Consider the following 21,533-nt stretch of genomic DNA (forward strand, 5'->3'; position numbering starts at 1 on the left):
CGAGCAAGTTGGGGAGGTTCCGGATTGTGCTGACACTTTAATTCTATGCAAGCCCCCGGTTTTCGCCAGCCTGAGCCGTGGCTTTTTAGCCAAATTTTTTTCGCGATGTTGTTCGATTTTCTATAGTTAATAAGTATGAATAACAGGAGGCAACGATGCTCACGGTACATCATCTTAACCAGTCACGTTCACAGCGCGTGATCTGGGCGCTGGAAGAACTTTCTTTATCCTATGAGATTGTTCACTACCAACGTGAAAAAAATATGCTGGCTCCCGCCTCCCTCAAGAAAGTACACCCTTTGGGGAAATCCCCGGTGGTTGAAGACAACGGGCTCATTCTTGCGGAATCGGGAGCTATTCTGGAATATCTACAGGAAACCTACGACACCGAATCGCGGTTCAAACCGCTGGATCCTGCCCATAAGGTGCAGTATCGCTTCTGGCTGCATTATGCCGAGGGTTCGCTGATGCCGCTGCTGTTAATGAAGCTGATCTTTGCCAGCCTCGGTAAACCGCCGATCCCGTTTGGCCTGCGGGCGCTGGGGAGCGTGCTGGGACAGGGGGTACAAAAGGCCTGGCTCAACCGACAGCTAGAAACCCACGCGCGCTATATCGAGTCACATCTGGCGGAAAACAGCTGGTTTGCCGGTGACGCACTCAGTATGGCCGATATTCAGATGAGTTTTCCCATCTTCGCCCTGCTGGCGCGTGGTGGTATTGAAAACCTGCCGCACATACAGGCGTGGAAGGAAAAGATCGAAATGCGCCCTGGCTGGCAGAGAACGCTCGAACAAGGTGGCCCGTTTAACATACCTGGCGAAGGGTAAAATGTTACTAAATTGCGCACAGACGATAACGTTTGCGCATCCTCTGCTTATTTCTTCAGCGGCATAAGGGGATTTTAGCGAAAAACGAGAAAGTTCAGTTGAAAAGGGCGGTGATTAGGCTAGATAATCGTTTGCCTTAATTTGACCACCCGTTTTGTAAGCGCGGAGCTAAACGTTTGCTTTTTTTGCGACGCCCCTTTCGTCGCAAATGCAGCACAAGGATTTGACGTTTTGCTGGCAGTGGAGTCTCCACCACGCTTGCGGACTTTCTATAAAAACTCTCAGGGGATGTTTTCTATGTCTACGCCATCTGCGCGTACCGGCGGTTCACTCGACGCCATGTTTAAAATTTCAGCTCGCGGCAGCACCGTGCGCCAGGAAATCGTTGCGGGTCTGACAACGTTTCTGGCGATGGTTTACTCCGTCATCGTTGTGCCGGGCATGCTGGGCAAAGCCGGCTTCCCACCGGCGGCCGTTTTTGTTGCCACCTGCCTCGTGGCGGGTGTGGGTTCCATCGTGATGGGCCTGTGGGCGAACCTGCCGCTGGCGATTGGTTGCGCCATCTCTCTGACCGCCTTTACCGCATTCAGTCTGGTGTTGGGTCAGCACATCAGCGTGCCTGTTGCACTGGGTGCTGTGTTCCTGATGGGGGTGCTGTTTACCGTCATTTCCGCGACTGGCATTCGTAGCTGGATTTTGCGCAACCTGCCGCATGGTGTGGCGCATGGTACCGGCATTGGTATTGGTCTGTTCCTGCTGCTGATTGCGGCGAACGGCGTGGGTCTGGTGATCAAAAACCCGCTGGACGGTCTGCCGGTTGCGCTGGGTCATTTCGCAAGCTTCCCGGTCATCATGTCGCTGATCGGCCTGGCGGTGATCATCGGTCTGGAAAAACTGAAGGTGCCAGGCGGCATTCTGCTGACCATTATCGGCGTTTCCATCGTTGGCCTGATTTTCGACCCGAACGTGCACTTCTCCGGTGTTTTTGCCATGCCGTCGCTGAGTGATGACAAAGGCAATTCCCTGATTGGTAGTCTGGACATCGTGGGCGCACTGAACCCGGTGATCCTGCCAAGCGTTCTGGCCCTGGTGATGACCGCCGTGTTTGATGCCACCGGCACCATCCGCGCGGTGGCCGGTCAGGCAAACCTGCTCGATAAAGACGGTCAGATTATTGATGGCGGCAAAGCGCTGACGACCGACTCCCTGAGCAGCGTCTTCTCTGGCCTGGTCGGTGCCGCTCCGGCAGCGGTGTACATTGAGTCTGCAGCGGGTACGGCGGCAGGCGGGAAAACAGGTCTGACGGCGATCACCGTAGGTGCGCTGTTCCTGCTGATCCTGTTCCTCTCTCCGCTCTCCTACCTGGTACCCGCGTACGCGACCGCGCCAGCGCTGATGTATGTAGGTCTGCTGATGCTGAGCAACGTGGCAAAAATCGACTTTGCTGATTTTGTGGATGCCATGTCTGGCCTCATCACAGCGGTATTTATCGTGCTGACCTGTAACATCGTAACCGGCATCATGATCGGTTTTGCGTCGCTGGTGATTGGCCGCCTGGTTTCGGGTGAATGGCGTAAGCTGAACATCGGCACCGTCGTTATCGCTATCGCACTGGTGGTGTTCTACGCGGGTGGCTGGGCGATTTAAGTTGTCCTTTGATGCGAAAACGGGTGGCTCAGGCCGCCCGTTTTTATTTTCAGGACTCATCCCGTTGCCTTTTGCGTTACTCTCTGGAAGATAGAATAAAAGGCACGACGCCTTCCGCAGTACATAAGCAACACAGCAAACAGGGAACGCATGGAAATCTTCTTCACAATACTTATCATGACCCTTGTGGTCTCGCTTTCCGGGGTGGTCACACGCGTACTGCCCTTTCAGTTGCCCCTACCCTTAATGCAAATTGCCATCGGCGCGCTGCTGGCATGGCCGACGTTTGGTCTGCACGTTGAGTTCGATCCGGAATTGTTCCTCGTCCTGTTTATCCCGCCGCTGCTGTTCGCCGATGGCTGGAAAACCCCGACGCGCGAATTCCTGGAGCACGGGCGAGAGATCTTCGGTCTGGCGCTGGCGCTAGTGGTGGTCACGGTGGTTGGGATCGGCTTCCTGATCTACTGGGTGGTGCCGGGTATTCCGCTCATTCCGGCTTTTGCGCTGGCGGCTGTCCTGTCGCCAACCGATGCCGTGGCGCTATCGGGTATTGTGGGTGAAGGCCGTATTCCGAAGAAAATTATGGGCATTTTGCAGGGAGAGGCGCTGATGAACGACGCCTCTGGCCTGGTTGCCCTGAAATTTGCCGTGGCGGTTGCGATGGGAACGATGGTCTTTACCGTCGGCGGTGCAACCTTTGAATTCTTCAAGGTGGCGATTGGCGGTATCCTGGCCGGGTTTGTGGTGAGCTGGCTGTATGGTCGCTCGCTGCGCTTTCTCAGCCGCTGGGGGGGTGATGAACCTGCCACGCAGATTGTTCTGTTATTCCTGCTGCCGTTTGCCTCGTATCTGATTGCCGAACACATTGGCGTGTCGGGCATTCTTGCGGCGGTTGCGGCGGGGATGACCATCACCCGTTCTGGTGTGATGCGTACCGCTCCTCTGGCTATGCGTTTGCGTGCAAACAGCACATGGGCGATGCTGGAGTTTGTGTTTAACGGCATGGTCTTCCTGCTGTTGGGCCTGCAGTTGCCGGGTATTCTGGAGTCCTCACTGGTGGCGGCAGAAGCTGACCCTAACGTCGAAACCTGGATGCTGTTCGCCGATATCGCGTTGATCTACCTGGCGCTGATGCTGGTGCGTTTTGGCTGGCTGTGGACGATGAAAAACTTCAGCCAGCGCTTCCTGAAGAAAAAGCCGATGGAGTTCGGGTCGTGGTCAACGCGTGAGCTGTTGATTGCTTCTTTTGCGGGTGTCCGTGGGGCAATCACTCTCGCCGGTGTGCTCTCCATTCCACTGTTGCTGCCGACGGGGGATGTCTTCCCGGCGCGTTACGAACTGGTGTTCCTGGCGGCAGGCGTGATTTTGTTCTCGCTGTTTGTCGGCGTGGTCATACTGCCTGTTTTGCTGCAGCATCTGGATGTGGGCGACCATTCCCAGCAGCACAAAGAGGAACGCATTGCCCGGGCTGCCACGGCAGAAGTGGCGATCGTGGCTATCGAGAAGATGGAAGAACGTCTGGCGACGGATGCTGAAGAGAACATTGATAACCAGCTTCTGAAAGAGGTCAGTTCGCGCGTGATTGGTAATTTGCGCCGTCGTGCTGACGGGCGAAACGATGTGGAAAGTTCGCTACAGGAAGAGAACCTGGAACGCCGGTTCCGTCTGGCGGCGCTGCGCTCAGAACGTGCCGAGCTGTATCACCTGCGTGCCACACGCCAGATCAGCAATGAGACGCTGCAAAAGCTGTTGCACGATCTCGATTTGCTGGAAGCGTTGTTGATCGAGAATCAGTAGTCTGTGCGGGCTGATACCCTCACCCCGGCCCTCTCCCACTGTACGGTCCGGGGACATAGTGAACACTTGTTCGGGGACATGGTAGACACTTACAACTAAGGCATAAGAACCCGTTTATGGAGTCACTTATGCCCTGGGATGCGAGAGATACCATGTCATTACGTACCGAGTTTGTTTTGTTCGCCTCGCAGGACGGGGCGAACATCCGTTCCCTGTGCCGTCACTACGGCATTTCGCCTGCCACTGGCTATAAGTGGCTTCAGCGCTGGGCTCAGGAAGGTGCATCCGGCCTTCTGGACCGGCCCCGTATACCTCATCATTCCCCGAACCGCTCATCTGATGACATCACTGCTCTGCTGCGCATGGCACATGACCGTCATGAACGCTGGGGCGCACGCAAGATTAAGCGCTGGCTGGAAGACCTGGGGCACTGCATGCCCGCTTTCAGCACCGTCCATAACCTGATGGCCCGCCACGGTCTGCTGCCGGGCATTTCACCGGGCATTCCGGCCTCAGGGCGGTTCGAACATGATGCGCCCAATCGCCTCTGGCAGATGGATTTTAAGGGACACTTTCCCTTTGGTGGTGGCCGCTGTCATCCGCTCACCCTGCTGGATGACCACTCCCGCTTTTCCCTGTGCCTGGCACACTGCACCGATGAACGGCGTGAGACCGTACAGCAGCAACTGGTCAGCGTGTTTGAACGCTACGGTCTGCCGGACAGGATGACGATGGATAACGGAGCGCCGTGGGGCGACACCACCGGCATCTGGACGGCACTGGAGCTGTGGCTGATGCGCCTGGGTATCCGGGTGGGGCACTCCCGGCCATATCATCCGCAGACACAGGGCAAGCTGGAGCGTTTTCACCGCAGCCTGAAGGCGGAAGTGTTGCAGGGGAAGTGGTTCGCGGACAGCGGTGAACTGCAGCGTGCATTTGAACACTGGCGCACCGTCTATAACCTTGAACGACCGCACGAGGCGCTGGGTATGAACGTTCCGGCCTCCCGGTATCAGCCGTCCGCACGGCAGTACAACGGCAACACAATCCCACCGGAATACGATGAGGGGGTGATGGTCAGGAAAGTCGATATCAGCGGGAAGCTGAGCGTGAAAGGAGTCAGTCTGAGCGCAGGCAAGGCGTTCAGGGGGGAACGGGTAGGGCTGAGGGAAACACAGGAAGACGGCTGTTATGACGTGTGGTGGTACAGCACGAAAGTGGGGGTGATCGACCTGAAGAAAAAGTCGATCACCATAGGTAAAGGATGTTAAAAAGTGTTCACCATGTCCCCGAACACCTGTCTACCATGTCCCCGGACCGTACACCCACAGGGAGAGGGAGAAGGGGGCACTATTCAGACTGGACCCAAAACCCCTCACAGCACTTCAGCCACGCCTGCGCGCTGTGCGACAGATACACTCCTTCACGCCAAATCATCCCGAGCTGCCAGTGCAAATCGCTCTCCAGTGGGATCCAGCGCAGCGTATTTTTATCCAGCCGCTCACAAATGGGTTGTGGCAGGATGGCAATCCCCACGCCTGCCTGCACCATCGCGGCCAGAAAATCCCACTGGCCGCTACGCACCGCAATGCGTGGCTTCACGTTGTGTTGACTAAACAACGCCATTAACTGACGGCTGAGGGCAAAATCTTCGTTGTAGATCAGCAGAGGATGCTCGCCTAGCACCTCCGGCTTCACCGAGTCGATCTTCATCCAGTCGCCGGACCGCGGTACCAGTACACACAGCGGGTGGCTGAACAGCGACAGCGTTGCCAGACCACTCTCTTCTTCGACGGGCAGTGCGGTCATCGCCACGTCCAGCTCGCCGTTGGTGACGGCCTGCTGGACGGTTAAGCCACCAAACTCGGAAATCTTCAGTTCGACGCCGGGGTAGCGCTGGCGAAACAGGCTAATCGGCCCGGCCATCATCATGCCCACCATCGGCGGAATACCCAGACGCAGCAACCCTTTTGTCAGGTGGTTAATATCGTCAAGCTCGGCTTCGAGCTGGCGGAACTCCGCCAGGATCGCCAGCCCGCGCTCGAATACCACGCGCCCGGTATCGGTCAGCAACAGCTTGCGCCCGTCGCGAATAAGCAGGGTACAGTTCAGTTCATCTTCGAGGTTTTTCAGCATCTTGCTGATAGTCGGCTGGGTAACAAATAGCTTTTCTGCTGCGCGGGTAAAACTTTGCTGACGAACCACTTCGACAAAATAGCGCAGCGTTCTTATGTCCATGATTATTCCTCGAAACTATACCTTTGATGATTTTAATTCATTTCAGTCCACTACGTGCGCTCACTATACTGACGCTCTATCTCATTTTTGAGGAATTTACTCATGGCCGTGGCGTTAAGCCGTGTTACGCCTGCCGTTGTACAACGACTTCAGGTACCGGTTCAGGTACTGCTTTATGCGGGTTTGTTTGTTTTTGCCGAATATCTTGTCAGCTGGCTGCATCTGCCGCTGCCTGCCAACCTGGTGGGGATGATGCTGATGCTGACGCTGATCCTCTGTCGTGTTATTCCACAGAACTGGGTACGAGCCGGTGCGCGCTGGTTGCTGGCTGAAATGCTGTTGTTCTTTGTCCCTGCGGTGGTGGCGGTGGTGAATTATGCTCAACTGCTGATGGTGGATGGCTGGCGCATCTTTGCGGTCATCGCGCTGAGTACGCTGATGGTGCTGGGATCTACCGCCTGGGTGGTGGATAAAGTATATCGGTTTGAAATCAGCAGGCAGAAGCATGACTAACTTTCAGATAAGCGTGCTATGCCTGATTGCCACGCTGGCGATCTATTTTGCCAACAAGCGGTTGTATCGTCGTTTTCACGCGCTGCCACTGATGCCGCTGGTTTTCACACCGATCCTGCTGGTGTTGATGCTGGTGTTTGGACATATCTCCTGGCAGAACTACATTGGTGAATCCCACTGGCTGCTGTGGCTGCTCGGCCCGGCGACCATCGCTTTTGCTGTGCCGGTGTACGATAACCTTGCGATTATTAAACGCCACTGGATGTCACTGAGCGCAGGTGTGATTACCGCTACGGTGGTGGCGGTGTGCAGCTCCGTCTGGCTGGCGCGGCTGTTTACCCTGTCCGATGAGATCCAGCGTAGCCTGGCCGTGCGTTCGGTCACTACGCCGTTTGCGCTGGCCGCTGCCAAACCGCTAGGCGGTCAGCCGGATCTGGTGGCGTTATTTGTCGTTGTGACCGGGGTATTCGGAATGGCGGTTGGCGACATGCTGTTCCTGCGGCTCTCCATCCGTGAAGGCATGGCGAAAGGGGCGGGATTTGGTGCGGCGTCGCACGGCGCTGGAACGGCGCGATCTTATGAGCTGGGTCAGCAGGAGGGCGTGGTTGCAAGCCTGGTGATGATGCTTTCGGGCGTGATGATGGTGTTGGTTGCGCCGCTGGTGGCATGGATGATGTTCTGAATTCCCCGGCCAGATGACCGGGGAGGATGTGCGGGTTAGTGCGCGCGGCCTTGTTCGACGCCCAGGCCGGTTTGTGAACGGATAAACTGGGCGCGGAATTTCTCACGTTCCAGGTTACCCTCCGGTGAGTTATCGGTCGCGGAGAAGACCCAGATACCGATGAACGCCACGGCAATGGAGAACAGCGCCGGGTATTCATATGGGAAGAGGGCTTTTTCATGGCCGAGGATCTGCACCCAAATGGTCGGGCCGAGAACCATCAGGATCACTGCTGTCAGCAGCCCCAGCCAGCCGCCAATCATTGCCCCACGGGTGGTCAGTTTTGACCAGTACATAGAGAGCAGAATGATGGGGAAGTTACAGCTCGCTGCAATCGAGAAGGCCAGCCCCACCATAAAGGCTATGTTCTGTTTCTCGAACAGGATCCCCAGCAGGATTGCCACCACGCCCAGCACCAGCACGGTGATTTTCGAGACTTTCAGCTCCTGGCGTTCGGTTGCCCCTTTGCGGAACACGTTGGCATACAGGTCATGCGATACCGCAGATGCCCCGGCCAGCGTCAGACCGGCAACTACCGCGAGAATGGTGGCGAAGGCCACGGCCGAGATAAAGCCGAGGAACAGGTTGCCGCCCACCGCGTCGGCCAGATGCACTGCCGCCATGTTATTCCCGCCAATCAGCGCGCCTGCGGCATCTTTAAACACCGGATTCGCGCCGACCAGCATGATGGCCCCAAAACCAATGATAAAGGTCAGAATGTAGAAGTAGCCCATAAAACCGGTGGCATAGAAGACGCTTTTACGTGCCTCACGCGCATCGCTCACGGTGAAGAAACGCATCAGGATATGCGGTAACCCGGCGGTACCAAACATCAGGCCCAGACCGAGCGAGAGCGCAGAGATCGGGTCTTTCACCAGCCCGCCAGGGCTCATGATCGCGTCCCCCTTCGGGTGAACCGCCATCGCTTCGGCAAACAGGTTATTGAAGCTAAAGCCGACGTGTTTCATCACCATAAAGGCCATAAAACTTGCGCCGAACAGCAGCAGTACGGCTTTGATAATTTGTACCCAGGTGGTGGCGAGCATGCCGCCGAACAGGACATACATCACCATCAGCACGCCGACCAGCACGACCGCGACGTGGTAGTTCAGGCCAAACAGCAGCTCGATTAACTTGCCCGCACCAACCATCTGCGCGATCAAATACAGCGCCACAACCACCAGCGATCCGCAGGCGGAGAGGGTGCGAATTGGCCCCTGTTTCAGACGATACGAGGCCACGTCAGCAAAGGTAAAACGTCCCAGGTTGCGTAAGCGTTCGGCAATCAGGAACAGAATAATTGGCCAGCCGACGAGGAAGCCGAGGGAGTAAATAAGGCCGTCGTACCCGGAGGTATACACCAGCGCGGAAATCCCCAGGAAAGAGGCCGCCGACATAAAGTCTCCGGCGATCGCCAGGCCGTTCTGAAAACCAGTAATGTTGCCGCCTGCGGTGTAGTAATCGCTACGTGAGCGCACGCGTTTTGACGCCCAGTAAGTGATGTACAGCGTCAGCAACACGAAAATCAGGAACATCACGATCGCCTGCCAGTTGGTTGGCTGGCGTTGTACCTCACCGGTAATGGCATCCGCTGCGTTGGCGGCAAAGGGAAGTGTGGCGGCAAGCGCCGTCAGAACTCTCTTCATGATGCTTTTACCTCACGCAGTACCGCTTTATTAAGACGATCAAATTCACCGTTCGCGCGCCAGACGTAGACGCCGGTCAGCACAAACGACACCACAATGATGCCAATACCAATGGGAATACCGCGCGTGACGCTGGTACCTGCATGCAGCGGCGTACCGAGCCAGTGTGGGGCAAAGGCAATCAGCAAAATAAAGCCGACGTAGATAATCAGCATGATGATAGAAAGAAAGAAGGCAAACCGTTGCCGTTTATCGACGAGCTCCCTGTAGTGCGCACTATTCTCTATCTGCTGACAAATATCGTTATTCATCACAGAGTCTCCAGAGTTTTGTAGGGTAGGTGTTTGTAGTTATTCCCTCTCCCTTGAGGGAGAGGGTTAGGGTGAGGGGGTAAGGTGCGGTCTGATGCCCTCACCCCGGCCCTCTCCCACAGGGAGAGGGAGAAAACAGCATTACGATGGCATTGCGATGGCCTGCTTCTCTTCGAGCAGTTTTTCCACCACGCCCGGATCGGCAAGCGTTGAGGTATCACCGAGGTTACTGGTGTCCCCTGCCGCAATTTTGCGCAGGATACGGCGCATAATTTTGCCGGAGCGGGTTTTTGGCAGCGAGTCCGTCCAGTGCAGCACATCCGGCGTGGCAAGCGGGCCTATCTCTTTACGTACCCAGTTACGCACCTCGGCATACAGCTCTGGCGACGGCTCTTCACCGTGGTTCAGGGTGACGTAAGCGTAAATTGCCTGGCCCTTAATGTTGTGTGGAATGCCGACTACTGCAGCTTCAGCAATCTTCGGATGCGACACCAGAGCGGATTCAATCTCCGCCGTCCCCAGACGGTGGCCGGAGACGTTCAGCACATCGTCCACGCGTCCGGTGATCCAGTAATAACCCTCTTCATCACGACGCGCGCCGTCGCCGCTGAAGTACATATTTTTAAAGGTCGAGAAGTAGGTTTGCTCAAAGCGCTCGTGGTCACCAAACAGGGTGCGCGCCTGGCCTGGCCAGGAATCGGTGATCACCAGGTTGCCTTCGGTGGCTCCCTCCAGTGGGGTTCCTTCGTTATCCACCAGCGCAGGCTGTACACCGAAGAATGGATGGGTGGCAGAACCCGCTTTTAATGGCGTCGCGCCCGGGATAGGGGTAATCATGAAGCCACCGGTTTCGGTCTGCCACCAGGTGTCCATTACCGGGCATTTCTCGTTACCGATTTTTTTCCAGTACCACTCCCAGGCTTCCGGGTTGATTGGCTCACCCACGGAGCCGAGGATGCGCAGGGACGAGCGGTCAGTACCTTCGATGGCTTTATCACCTTCGGCCATCAGCGCGCGGATAGCCGTTGGCGCGGTGTAGAGAATATTGACCTTATGTTTGTCTACCACCTGGCACATACGCGCCGGGGTTGGCCAGTTAGGTACGCCCTCAAACATCAGCGTGGTTGCGCCACAGGCCAGCGGACCATACAGCAGGTAGCTGTGACCGGTGACCCAGCCCACATCGGCGGTACACCAGTAGATGTCGCCCGGGTGGTAGTCGAAGACATATTTGAAAGTGGTTGCCGCATAGACCAGATAGCCTCCGGTGGTATGCAACACGCCTTTTGGTTTGCCGGTCGAGCCGGAGGTATACAGAATAAACAGCGGATCTTCCGCGTTCATCTCTTCTGGCTGGTGCTGGTCGCTCGCTTTCTCAATCAGGTCGCTCCACCACAGGTCACGACTCTCGTTCCAGTCGATCTTGCCGCCGGTACGTTTGAGCACGATAACATTGCTGACGCTCTTCACATTTGGGTTTTTCAGCGCTTCATCGACGTTTTTCTTCAGTGGGATATTGCGCCCGGCACGCACGCCTTCATCTGACGTGATCACCAGTTTTGAGTTTGAATCGACGATGCGACCAGCAACCGCTTCTGGTGAGAAGCCGCCGAAGATAACGGAGTGGATCGCACCGATGCGCGCGCAGGCCAGCATGGCAACCGCTGCTTCCGGCACCATTGGCATATAGATAGCCACCACGTCGCCTTTTTTAATGCCGCGCTCCAGCAGCACGTTGGCGAAGCGACACACGTCGCGGTGCAGTTCTTTATAGGTGATGTGCTTGCTTTGGGAGGCATCGTCGCCCTCCCAGATGATGGCTGTTTCGTTGCCACGCTCGGCAAGATGGCGATCCAGACAGTTCGCCGCCAGGTTTAGCGTGCCGTCTTCGTACCATTTAATGGAGACGTTACCTGGCGCAAAGGAGGTGTTTTTCACCTTCTGATAAGGTTTGATCCAGTCGAGGATGTGGCCCTGCTCACCCCAGAAGAGGTCAGGGCTGGAGATAGATTGCTGATACTTCTCGTGGTACTGCTCCGGGTTGATCAGGCAACGTTCCGCAATATTTGCGGGAATATCATGTTTGTGTATTTGGCTCATGGCTTTTTTTCTCCTTGTAAGATGTTAATAATATGTCTCTAAAACGTTAATTGTAGGGGCTTTACAAGCTTTGTTTATTATTTGGGCTACAGATCACGCATTGTCTGAACAGGCTGAAAAATGAGCGAATGAAACTTTGAAGGGAAATAATTCAGCCTACTGATTATTCACATTTGTGTTGAAAAAAAGCGTTTTTATAACAAAAGGTTATTTATAAGAATTATTATAAATTAATGTCACAGACTCTTTTGGTAGTGAACCGCCTTGTTCTTTAAGGCTTGCACAGCATGCCGTGCAGATGATACTCATACGCCGCGTTAAAAAACCCCATAAACCAACGCAACACAATTCATACCCTTTCAGTATGTCTCCATATTCATGCAGTTTAGTGACGTGGAGATTTCATTGAGGAAGTCAGTTTCTATGAAAAATTTGAAAGTCAGCCTGGCCTGGCAAATCTTGCTAGCCCTTGTGCTGGGTATCTTGTTGGGCAGTTATCTTCATTATCATAGCGACAGCCGCGAGTGGCTGATTGCGAACCTGCTCTCTCCGGCAGGCGATATTTTTATTCATCTGATTAAGATGATTGTAGTGCCGATTGTTATCTCTACGCTGGTGGTAGGTATTGCCGGCGTTGGTGATGCGAAGCAGCTAGGCCGTATCGGCGCGAAAACGATCCTCTATTTCGAAGTGATCACGACAATTGCCATCATCCTGGGCATCACGATGGCAAACGTGTTCCAGCCAGGTTCCGGGATTGATATGTCGCAGCTGGCGACGGTGGATATATCAAAATACCAAAGCACAACCGCAGATGTGCAGAGCCACGCGCATGGCCTGATGGGCACCATTCTGTCGCTGGTGCCGACTAACATCGTGGCATCAATGGCGAAGGGTGAGATGCTGCCGATTATCTTCTTCTCCGTGCTGTTTGGTCTGGGACTGTCATCGCTGCCCGCGAGCCACCGTGAGCCGCTGGTAACTGTATTCCGTTCTATCTCTGAAACCATGTTCAAAGTCACCCACATGGTAATGCGTTACGCGCCGGTAGGGGTGTTCGCACTGATCGCGGTGACCGTGGCGAACTTCGGCTTCGCCTCCCTGTGGCCGCTGGCGAAGCTGGTTATCCTGGTACACTTCGCCATCCTGTTCTTTGCGCTGGTGGTGCTGGGGATTGTGGCGCGCCTGTGCGGGCTGAGCATCTGGATCCTGATCCGCATCCTGAAAGATGAACTGATTCTGGCGTACTCCACGGCCAGTTCGGAAAGCGTGCTGCCGCGTATCATCGAGAAAATGGAGGCCTACGGTGCGCCCGCGTCGATCACCAGCTTCGTGGTGCCGACCGGCTACTCCTTTAACCTCGATGGTTCGACGCTGTACCAGAGTATTGCGGCCATCTTTATTGCCCAGCTGTACGGCATTGATCTGTCACTGTGGCAGGAAATCGTGCTGGTACTGACCCTGATGGTGACCTCTAAAGGTATTGCAGGTGTGCCGGGGGTCTCCTTCGTGGTGCTGCTGGCGACGCTGGGCAGCGTCGGTATTCCGCTGGAAGGGCTGGCGTTTATCGCCGGTGTCGACCGTATCCTCGACATGGCGCGTACGGCGCTGAACGTGGTGGGTAACGCGCTGGCGGTGCTGGTGATTGCCAAGTGGGAACACAAATTCGACCGCAAAAAAGCACTGGCGTATGAACGTGACGTGCTGGGGCGTTTCGATAAGACGGCTGACCAGTAATGTAAAAAAGCCCGGTAGCGCCACCGGGCTTTTTTTACTGACCGCTCAGGGTGTCGAATTCCTCACACCCTGTATCAAACCCTTCGGTACAACTCAGGTTCAGCCAGTACAACGCTTTCTGTTTATTCGGCGTAATAAAGCCTTTCTCACCCTGCTGGAACAGCATCCCCGCCCAGTATTCCGCATAACCCGTACGTGACAGGGAAGAACTGCGCTGGAACCAGGAGGCTGCCTTTACGTCGTCCTGAGCGACTTCAACACCGTTGGCATAGATAAGCCCCAGCAGCATTTGCGCATCTACCGCAGAGTCGTTATCAATATCTTCAGTCGCGGTTTGCAGCAGTTTAATGGCCTGAGGATAGTCAGTTTTGCCCGCCTGAGTGTTTACCAGCACGCGTGCCAACATAATCGCACCACGTTTGCTGCCCGCAATCGTTGCCTGTTGCGCCAGCGCTTTGGCATGCAGGTAATCGCCCTGCGTGAACTGGATTTGTGACAGTAATGCCATTGCATCGACATCACCCCCTTTTGCCGCTTTCTCCGCCCACAGTGACGCCTGTTTACTGTCTCCAGAGCTAAAGTATGTATCGGCCAGGTAATACTGGGCGCGGGCATCGCCCGCTTCGGCCTGTTCCTTGTACTGGCTGCCGATCTCATCAGCACGGGCAAGCGACGTAAAAAGTAACAACAACACCAAAATATGTTTCATGGACACTTATCATCTGAGTACATGTCGCGCAGTATAATCGCGGTCGCGGAAGAAAAAAATGGGTGCATTAAGACCTCAGCCTCCTACAAGCCGGGCGGAACTGTCGTTCCGCCCGATGAGGTTAGCCTGCATTGCAGGCTAATTTCGCCGCCACCTCCTGATGTTCACCCTTTATTGTGAGTTCGCATAACTTACCGCGATTAATAAAGGAAAATATCACGATGGTCAGGCATATAATAGAGACGATGCCTAACGCAATTTTTAATGGCGTCATGCCTTTTACTCCTTGTCAAAAAAAGAATAAGAGGCTACTCTCAACTTGTTGGGGTTGAGGGGTAGCCTCGGGTAAATGCAAATTTCCCGGGGCTTTCCACTTTCTGTCCCTCAACAATGCTTAAGACAGAAAGTCTTAAGCACCCGCCGCATATCTTATCTCTCTGAATTAAAATGCAAAGATGTAATTCTTTTCTGCGTAAATTACATTATTTCTGCGAGATGCCTTCCGGAATAAAAATATACAGTATTTATATTTAATTCAGATATAAAAATGGGGTGAATATGCCACCCCATTTATTCACCGATTAATTAACGGCTTCAGCCCATTGCGCTTTCACGCAGTCGGGCTTTCAGCTTGTTATATTCATCAATCACATATTGCTCGGCAGCATGTTGATCGACAATCGGCTCTATGCGTACGGCACAGTATTTATACTCCGGCGTTTTGGTTATCGGGCTTAAGTTCTCCGTCACCAGTTCGTTACAGGCACCAATCCACCACTGGTAGGTCATATAGACCGCCCCTTTGTTTGGACGATCGCTGACCTGCGCACGGGTAATAATCCGGCCCTTACGCGAGTTTACCCACACCAGCGCTTCATCTTCAATGCCGAGGCGTTCCGCGTCGGCGGTGTTGATCTGCGCGTAGCCCGGTTCATCCGCCAGCGCTGCCAGCGCGGCACAGTTGCCGGTCATCGAACGACAGGAATAGTGACCTACTTCACGTACGGTGGAGAGCACCATCGGATACTCGTCGGTGAGCTTATCGATGGGGGCGACCCAGTCGCAGGTGAAGAACTGCGCCAGCCCGTTTGGCGTGTCGAACTTCTCTTTGAAGAGATACGACGTGCCCTGATCGGCTTCTGACTCATCCCGGCACGGCCACTGGATGTACCCCAGTTCACCCATTTTTTCATAGGTGGCACCAAAGAAATCAGGACACAGATTTCGCAACTCGTCCCAGATCTCCTGGGTGTTGTTGTAGTGCATCGGGTAACCCATGCGGGTAGCGATTTCGCTGATGATCTGCCAGTCCGTTTTCAGATCCCACTTCGGCTCGACCGCTTTAAAGAAGCGCTGGAAGCCACGGTCTGCTGCCGTATAGACACCTTCATGCTCACCCCAGGACGTCGACGGTAAAATCACATCCGCCGCTGCCGCCGTTTTGGTCATAAAGATATCCTGCACAATCACCAGCTCCAGATCCTCAAACCCTTTGCGCACTGCGGACAGCTCGGCATCGGTTTGCAGCGGATCTTCACCCATAATGTAGGCAGCACGCACCTCGCCATGTGCCGCACGGTGCGGCAGCTCGCTGATGCGATATCCGGTATGTTCCGGCAGGCTCTCCACGCCCCAGGCCTTCGCAAATTTCTCGCGATTCTCCGGGAACTTGACGTACTGATAGCCCGGATAGGTATCCGGCAGCGCACCCATATCACACGCACCTTGCACGTTGTTCTGACCGCGAACCGGGTTAACACCGACATGTGCCTTACCAAGATTACCGGTCAGCATGGCGAGGCTGGTCAGTGAACGCACGGTTTCCACACCCTGATAGAACTGGGTTACGCCCATGCCCCACAGAATAGCGGCGGTTTTCGCCCCCGCGTACATCCGTGCTGCCTGGCGGATCTCCTGGGCGCTGACCCCAGTAATCGCTTCAACCGATTCTGGCGTGTAGCCTTCAACAATTTTCCGATACTCTTCAAACCCTTCCGTACGGGTGGCGACGAACGCCTGGTCGTACAGGTTTTCCTCAATAATGACGTGCCCCATTGCATTCAACAGCGCGATATTCGAACCGTTTTTCAATGCGATGTGCATATCCGCAATGCGCGCAGTTTCAATTTTACGCGGATCGCAGACGATGATTTTCGCCCCATTTTGTTTGGCGCGAATAACGTGATTCGCGACGATAGGGTGAGAATCCGCCGGGTTATAACCGAAAACAAACACGAGATCGGTGTTATCTATCTCGTTGATTGCATTGCTCATTGCGCCGTTACCGACCGACTGGTGCAGACCTGCAACCGATGGGCCGTGTCAGACGCGAGCGCAGCAGTCGACGTTATTGGTACCAATAACGGCGCGCGCGAATTTTTGCATTACATAGTTGGTTTCATTACCCGTACCGCGTGAGGAGCCGGTGGTTTGAATCGCATCCGGGCCATACTTGGCTTTGATGGCGCTCAGGCGCGCGGCGACGTAGTCCAGCGCCTCACTCCAGGAGACGGCTTCCAGCTTGCCACCGCGCTCGCGGCGGATCATAGGGGTTTTCAGGCGCGGGGTGAGGATTTGGGTATCGTTAATAAAATCCCAGCCGTAGTAACCTTTCAGGCACAGCGTGCCCTGATTGGTTTTCCCCTGTGCGGCCTCCGCCCGGACGATTTTGCCGTTATCGACCACCAGGTGGATCTTGCAACCTGAGGCACAATAAGGGCAAACCGTGACGACTTTTTTCATCAGTCTGCTCCAGTTAATAAACTCTTTCGCACCCATTATGCAGCTTCTATGCCATGTTTTTAGTGTGGGTATCATCAGACTTTACGGCCAATTTCGGGTCAAAACGCTGACGAAAAACAGGCAATCGTCAAAATTGACGTGTCGAAAGGGCAGTGGATGTGACCTGGGTTGAAATTCCATCACGTAAAAAACAATTTGGCTGGAGCGAGCGGCAGAATGGTTCAGACTTAATATAGTTCCCTGACGGAAGCATGCGATGAAACCGGCGATTCTGGTGGTTGATGACGATACGGCAGTCTGCGAACTGCTGCAGGATGTGCTCAGCGAGCACGTCTTTACCGTGCTTGTCTGCCATAATGGCCGGGACGCACTGAGTCTGGTGCAACAGGAGCCAGGGATTGCCCTCGTGTTACTGGACATGATGCTGCCGGACATCAACGGTCTGCAGGTCTTGCTACAGTTGCAAAAGCAACGCCCGGAACTACCGGTGGTGATGCTGACAGGTCTGGGCAGTGAATCGGACGTGGTCGTGGGGCTGGAGATGGGGGCCGACGATTACATCGGTAAACCGTTCAACCCGCGCGTGGTTGTTGCCCGCGTTAAGGCTGTGCTGCGTCGCACCGGGGCGCTGGCGGCAGAAACCGCGACACCGCGCGTGGCGGGGATTGCCTTCAACGGCTGGACGCTGGATACCACCCGCTGTGAGCTCAGCGATCCGCAGCGTAACACCGTCTCATTAACCCAGGGCGAGTATGGCCTGCTTCTGGCACTGACCCAAAACGCCCGTCGGGTGCTCAGCCGCGAGCAGTTGCTTGAATTGACCCACAGTGAAAGTGCCGAGGTCTTCGACCGCACCATCGATGTGTTAATTATGCGTCTGCGCCGGAAAATTGAGGCCAACCCGCATCAACCCGCCTTCATTAAAACCATCCGTGGGCTGGGCTACGTCTTTGCTACTGATGTCTCTCACAGCGAGAAAGCCGCTTAAGTATTCTCTTTGATATACGCCTGCAGTTCTGCCAGTGTTTTCGCGCCGTCAATTGCATTGGCGGCCAGCAGGCTTGCTCGTGCGCAGGCATGTGCCAGATAAATACTGTCTGCCAGCGGCAGGGATCCATGGCAGCCGTATAAAAAGCCTGCGCAAAACGCATCGCCCGCTCCGACGCTGCCGATAATTTCCTCCTGCTCCAGCATCCAGGACGGTATCCAGCGTCCGGCTTCACCCGGCGCTTCGCCCCATGCCCCTTCCGGACAGTGGATCACCACGCGCTGGCGTACACCCGCAGCCAGAAGCTGCGAGGCGGCTTCAGCAATATGGGCAATGTGCGGCATATCGTTGCTATCGCGCATCTCCAGCCCGCTGAACTCTCCGGCTTCAAGCTCGTTAATCACCAGATAATCGAGATGGCGCAGGGCAGGGAATACCAGCGGTTGATAGCGCGGATCACCCTTGCGGGAGACCAAATCGAGCGAGGTTTCATATCCCTGGTCACGCATCTGCGCCAGCAGTCGCGCACTGCGAGTGCCGAATTCGGCATCCGGCATATCCAGACTGTCGAGCAGCAGCAAATACCCCAGGTGGAAGATTTTCATTGAGCCGTCAAGGTGGTCAAATGCGGGAAGATCCAGCAGACGGTTGGCTCCTGGCGAGTGGAAAAAGGTACGCTGTCCGCTGGGGTCGGTCATCACCTGCGACATGGAGGTTGGCGCGAAGTCGGTACGCTGCACGCGCTGGCGGTTAACGTGATACTGGTCAAGCATCGCCAGAATGTAATCCCCGTCGCCATCAACGCCAATCAATCCTACCGCCTGTAATGGCAGGCCGACATGCATTTTTGCCAGCGTCAGCAGGACATTCAACGGCGCACCGCCGGTTGAGCGTTCGCTGTGGGTAATCTCCGCCAGCCAGCCGCGCTCCGGCCACTGCACGATCTGGTGGACATGATCCACCAGCATATTACCTGCGGCGATAATCCCTTTACGTTCCATTATGCCTGCCCCGCGCTGCCGAAGATGCGCATCTGCCCGGCCACCGTATCGGCAATCGCCTCCTCAATACCCAGCAACAGCTCGGCAAACTCATCATACAACGGCTGACGTTTTGCCATGCGTTGCTCAACGGCAGACAGCGCGGCCTGTGACATACCGGTATAGAAATTGATTTTATGAATACCCAGCTCAATGGCGCGGTGGAAATCCTCATCGCTAATGCCGGAGCCGCCGTGCAGCACCAGCGGCAGGCCGGTCTGCTGGCGAATGGCATCCAGGCGTGGGAAATCGAGTTTCGGCTCACCTTTGTATTTACCGTGCGCATTGCCGATGGCGACCGCCAGTGCATCGATGCCGGTCAAATCGACAAACTCTCGCGCCAGCTGAGGGTCAGTGAAAAACGCTTCATCGGCATGACCATAGAGCGCACCGCCTTCATCGCCACCCACGGCACCCAGCTCCGCTTCCACCGACACGCCAACCGCATGGCACATCTTCACCACTTCGCGCGTCTGACGAATATTTTCCTCGTAGCTTAATGCAGAGCCATCGAACATCACAGAGCTAAACCCTAAACGCAGTGCGCGCACCACGGCCTCAAAATGCAGCCCGTGGTCGAGATTAAGGACCACGGGAATATCGTGTCGGGCGGCTTCAAATTTGATGGTTTCGACCAGTGAATCCAGGGAGACGTACTTAAAATGCACCTCTGCAATGTTGATGATAAAAGGCGAGCGTTCCTGCTTCGCCGCGGCAAACAGCGCGCGCAGAAAATGAGAGTCAAGAACGTTAAACGCCCCCAGCGCGTAGCGATGTTCTCTGGCGTGCTCAAGACCGTCGGCAAGAGAAATCAATGGCATCATTCACTCCTTATATCCGAAACAGGTTGTACTCGTTGCACAACACCAGCACCGCCGGTTCGTCTTCTTCAATAGTGTTATAGCGGTCAATGGCCTGTAAAAAGTGGTTGTCGTGATCGTCGTCATTTACTGACGACACTTCTCCCACCAGGACGTCACCAAAGCCGCGTTCGCCCCAGAAACTGTGGTACAGGCCGGGCGTCAGGCAGATACTTTCCCCTGGTGTGAGGCGCAGCTGGCTGCCGGGCGTATGGGTCTGACGGCAGCCGTCGATCACGACCGTGACGTCGGTGTTTTCGGTCTCTTCATGCACCCCGGCATTCCATAACTCAATAATCAGATTCCCGCCGCCACGGTTGATGATGTCTTCCCGCTTACGCCAGTGAAAATGCATGGGTGTCACCTGACCATCGCGTACGTGCATGATTTTTTCGGCATAGCATTTTTCATAAGGTATGCCGTTGGGAGAACCGTTTCGCAGGGTAAACAACGTTAACCCCTGCGCGACAAAGTTGTTGCCACCAAAGGCGGTTACGTCCCAGCCGAGTTTGAGGTCGAACACTTCCCGCCAGGCACTTTGGTCGAGCTGCTGCCATTTCGTTGGTGGGAAGCTGGCAAACGACGGGAGATGCACGTCGTGCATGGAAAAAAATTGCCGTGTATGGCCGAGGATTTCGTTGATGTCGGAGCGTTTCATGGGGACTCCTCGTAAACGCCCTCTCCCGGAGGGAGAGGGAAAAGGATTACTTCACCGTCCATCCCTTATAAGAGCCGACGTTCTTTTTATCGATCATCGTCACCGGGATCAGCACTGGCGCTTTCGGGGCAGGTTTGCCCTGTAGAATGTCATAGCCGATCTCTACCGCTTTTGCCGCCATTACCTGCGGATCTTGTGCCGGAGTTGCCACAAACAGGGAATTTTCCCGCTTCAGCGCCTCTTCACCATCCGGTGAACCATCCACACCGACGATAAAGAATTCGCTACGCTGTGCCTGTTTGGCCGCCAGATCGGCCCCGATCGCCGTGGGATCGTTAATCGCGAACACGCCGTCGATCTTCGGATTGGCCGCCAGCAGTGAAGTCATCACCTCCAGACCACCTTCACGGCTGCCTTTGGCGTTCTGATTGTCAGAAAGCACTTTGATACCAGGATGCTTTTTGAATTCTGTCTGACAGCCTTCTACGCGGTTTTGCACCGCAGACACCGGTGGTCCGTTGATGATCACGACGTTGCCTTTACCGTTCAGGCGGTCGGTAATGTATTTACAGGCCATTTCCCCTGCCTGGGTGTTATCGGAGGTGATGGTGGCGTCTGCCCCTTCTGCTGCCACGTCAACCGCCACCACCACGATCCCGGCGTCTTTTGCGCGCTTAACTGCCGGGCCGATCCCTTTTGAATCTGCGGCATTGAGAATGATCATGTCCACTTTGGCGGCAATAAAGTTGTCGATCTGCGCCACCTGCTGGCCCAGATCGTAACCACTGGAAACCAGCGTCACTTTGACGTTATCGCCCGCCAGTTTGCGCGCTTCCAGCTCGGCACCTTTGGTGATCTGCACGAAGAACGGGTTGGCAAGGTCACCCACCGTGACGCCGATGGACTTCAGATCTTTCGCCTGCGCAAATGGCGTTGCGGCAAGCAGCGCGCCAGCACAGAGCGCGGTCACTAATGGCTTCAATCTCATGCTGTATTCCT

Annotated in this window: 19 protein-coding genes; 8 read left to right on the plus strand and 11 right to left on the minus strand. The window is 55.2% G+C overall.

The window, feature by feature from the left end; all coding sequences use genetic code 11:
- Nucleotides 1-155: 155 nt before the first annotated feature.
- The 4 genes from HV318_RS15170 (at nt 156) to HV318_RS15185 (ending at nt 5,542) form a co-directional block, all read left to right on the plus strand.
- A complete protein-coding gene (locus HV318_RS15170) occupies nt 156-827 on the plus strand; it encodes a glutathione S-transferase family protein (RefSeq protein ID WP_182273412.1) in 672 nt (223 codons plus the stop codon).
- A 297-nt stretch (nt 828-1,124) separates the two neighbouring features.
- Nucleotides 1,125-2,474, plus strand: a complete 1,350-nt coding sequence (gene ghxP / locus HV318_RS15175; protein WP_182273413.1) for a guanine/hypoxanthine transporter GhxP — start codon at nt 1,125-1,127, stop codon at nt 2,472-2,474.
- Between the two features lie 150 nt (nt 2,475-2,624).
- Nucleotides 2,625-4,271, plus strand: a complete 1,647-nt coding sequence (locus HV318_RS15180; protein ID WP_182273414.1) for a Na+/H+ antiporter — start codon at nt 2,625-2,627, stop codon at nt 4,269-4,271.
- A gap of 128 nt (nt 4,272-4,399) precedes the next feature.
- Nucleotides 4,400-5,542 (plus strand): IS481 family transposase, encoded by a 1,143-nt coding sequence (locus HV318_RS15185; RefSeq protein WP_524537212.1) that lies wholly within the window; start codon nt 4,400-4,402, stop codon nt 5,540-5,542.
- A gap of 79 nt (nt 5,543-5,621) precedes the next feature.
- Here HV318_RS15185 and HV318_RS15190 read toward each other — a convergent pair whose 3' ends face one another.
- Complete coding sequence (locus HV318_RS15190) at nt 5,622-6,509, minus strand: LysR family transcriptional regulator (protein WP_182273416.1); 888 nt, start codon at nt 6,507-6,509, stop codon at nt 5,622-5,624.
- A 102-nt stretch (nt 6,510-6,611) separates the two neighbouring features.
- On the opposite strand from HV318_RS15190, the gene HV318_RS15195 reads away from it, so the two are divergent.
- Complete coding sequence (locus HV318_RS15195) at nt 6,612-7,022, plus strand: CidA/LrgA family protein (RefSeq protein ID WP_182273417.1); 411 nt, start codon at nt 6,612-6,614, stop codon at nt 7,020-7,022.
- A complete protein-coding gene (locus HV318_RS15200) occupies nt 7,015-7,704 on the plus strand; it encodes an LrgB family protein (protein WP_182273418.1) in 690 nt (229 codons plus the stop codon). The genes HV318_RS15195 and HV318_RS15200 overlap by 8 nt, the downstream gene beginning before the upstream one ends.
- A 35-nt stretch (nt 7,705-7,739) precedes the next feature.
- On the opposite strand, the gene actP is transcribed toward HV318_RS15200, so the two are convergent.
- From actP to acs, 3 genes are all read right to left on the minus strand, one after another.
- Nucleotides 7,740-9,389, minus strand: a complete 1,650-nt coding sequence (gene actP / locus HV318_RS15205; RefSeq protein WP_182273419.1) for a cation/acetate symporter ActP — start codon at nt 9,387-9,389, stop codon at nt 7,740-7,742.
- Nucleotides 9,386-9,700: a DUF485 domain-containing protein gene (locus HV318_RS15210; RefSeq protein WP_182273420.1), complete on the minus strand. Its 315-nt coding sequence runs from the start codon at nt 9,698-9,700 to the stop codon at nt 9,386-9,388. Before HV318_RS15210 ends, actP begins: the two co-directional genes overlap by 4 nt.
- A gap of 141 nt (nt 9,701-9,841) precedes the next feature.
- Nucleotides 9,842-11,800 (minus strand): acetate--CoA ligase, encoded by a 1,959-nt coding sequence (gene acs / locus HV318_RS15215; RefSeq protein ID WP_182273421.1) that lies wholly within the window; start codon nt 11,798-11,800, stop codon nt 9,842-9,844.
- A 423-nt stretch (nt 11,801-12,223) separates the two neighbouring features.
- Here acs and gltP point away from each other — a divergent pair, with 423 nt between their 5' ends.
- Nucleotides 12,224-13,537: a glutamate/aspartate:proton symporter GltP gene (gene gltP / locus HV318_RS15220; RefSeq protein ID WP_182273422.1), complete on the plus strand. Its 1,314-nt coding sequence runs from the start codon at nt 12,224-12,226 to the stop codon at nt 13,535-13,537.
- 34 nt (nt 13,538-13,571) lie between these two features.
- Here the strand turns inward: gltP and HV318_RS15225 are convergent, their stop codons facing one another.
- The 3 genes from HV318_RS15225 to fdhF form a co-directional block, all read right to left on the minus strand.
- Nucleotides 13,572-14,246: a tetratricopeptide repeat protein gene (locus HV318_RS15225; protein ID WP_182273423.1), complete on the minus strand. Its 675-nt coding sequence runs from the start codon at nt 14,244-14,246 to the stop codon at nt 13,572-13,574.
- Nucleotides 14,247-14,367: 121 nt separating this feature from the next.
- Complete coding sequence (locus HV318_RS15230; protein WP_182273424.1) at nt 14,368-14,520, minus strand: Hok/Gef family protein; 153 nt, start codon at nt 14,518-14,520, stop codon at nt 14,368-14,370.
- A 320-nt stretch (nt 14,521-14,840) separates the two neighbouring features.
- Nucleotides 14,841-16,988: a formate dehydrogenase subunit alpha gene (fdhF, locus tag HV318_RS15235; RefSeq protein ID WP_182273425.1), complete on the minus strand. Its 2,148-nt coding sequence runs from the start codon at nt 16,986-16,988 to the stop codon at nt 14,841-14,843.
- Nucleotides 16,989-17,244: 256 nt separating this feature from the next.
- Here fdhF and HV318_RS15240 point away from each other — a divergent pair, with 256 nt between their 5' ends.
- Nucleotides 17,245-17,976: a response regulator gene (locus HV318_RS15240; protein ID WP_182273426.1), complete on the plus strand. Its 732-nt coding sequence runs from the start codon at nt 17,245-17,247 to the stop codon at nt 17,974-17,976.
- Here the strand turns inward: HV318_RS15240 and HV318_RS15245 are convergent.
- The 4 genes from HV318_RS15245 to HV318_RS15260 are packed head-to-tail and all read right to left on the minus strand — an operon-like array spanning nt 17,973 to nt 21,522.
- A complete protein-coding gene (locus HV318_RS15245; RefSeq protein ID WP_182273427.1) occupies nt 17,973-18,977 on the minus strand; it encodes a carbohydrate kinase family protein in 1,005 nt (334 codons plus the stop codon). The two genes, HV318_RS15240 and HV318_RS15245, sit on opposite strands and share 4 nt — an antisense overlap.
- Complete coding sequence (locus tag HV318_RS15250) at nt 18,977-19,837, minus strand: ketose 1,6-bisphosphate aldolase (RefSeq protein WP_182274608.1); 861 nt, start codon at nt 19,835-19,837, stop codon at nt 18,977-18,979. Before HV318_RS15250 ends, HV318_RS15245 begins: the two co-directional genes overlap by 1 nt.
- A 10-nt stretch (nt 19,838-19,847) precedes the next feature.
- Nucleotides 19,848-20,534, minus strand: coding sequence for a D-lyxose/D-mannose isomerase (locus HV318_RS15255; protein ID WP_182273428.1), 687 nt, complete (start codon nt 20,532-20,534; stop codon nt 19,848-19,850).
- A gap of 46 nt (nt 20,535-20,580) precedes the next feature.
- Nucleotides 20,581-21,522 carry an ABC transporter substrate-binding protein gene (locus HV318_RS15260; RefSeq protein WP_182273429.1) on the minus strand — a complete coding sequence of 314 codons (942 nt, stop codon included), beginning with the start codon at nt 21,520-21,522 and terminating at the stop codon, nt 20,581-20,583.
- Nucleotides 21,523-21,533: the final 11 nt, after the last annotated feature.

The organism is Enterobacter sp. RHBSTW-00901 (assembly GCF_014103115.1).
GTDB classification, from domain to species: domain Bacteria; phylum Pseudomonadota; class Gammaproteobacteria; order Enterobacterales; family Enterobacteriaceae; genus Enterobacter; species Enterobacter cloacae_P.